Below are 614 nucleotides of genomic sequence, written 5' to 3' on the forward strand. Positions count from 1 at the left end.
AGGGGGGGGGGAAGGTTGAGTCCCAACACACAAATAGGAAAGACACGCGCACATCGTATTGCAGCAGCAAACACTGCACATGCAGTATCTGGAGTGCTCATAAACATGGGCATGCTGATGATGGTCTGCACCGTAGCTGCGCTGTGCACAATAATGTTGTGTACAGTAGCAGCATGTTGTCCACCCATCATTGCAGCTGTAGCAGTGGCTGGCGTAGCTGCAGTGTTATTTTCAGTGATAACAGGATGTTCTATACGAGATTTAGTTGAATCTTGTAGGCAAGTTAAACAAGTAAAGGAAGAAGGACTAGCTACTGTACAATCATTACAACCTGTTCTTACTCCTGTAACTCCTATAGCTGAGAGAACAGGTAATAGAAGAATTGCCAAGCTCCTGACTGGTAAGGCCAAGGCTGAGGATGCAGCTCAGGCTGCTGTGGATCAGGGTACTGCTGTTGGCGGGACTAATAAGGTTATAGCTGGGGTTGCTACCAGTTCTGGTATTGTCAAGGTCATGGCTGAGGCAGATCCCAGTACGCTGAAGGATGCCACCAAGGCTGTTGGTACCACACCCAGTACTGCTACATGTGTTGGTACATGTGCCAGTGCTTTGGC

1 pseudogene is annotated in these 614 nt (G+C 48.5%); it reads left to right on the plus strand.

What is annotated here, in order from left to right:
• Positions 1-15: 15 nt before the first annotated feature.
• A pseudogene (locus tag GAC_RS04945) lies at positions 16-614 on the plus strand (hypothetical protein); the annotation flags it as partial.

Source organism: Anaplasma marginale str. Florida, from assembly GCF_000215485.1.
Lineage (GTDB): Bacteria > Pseudomonadota > Alphaproteobacteria > Rickettsiales > Anaplasmataceae > Anaplasma > Anaplasma marginale.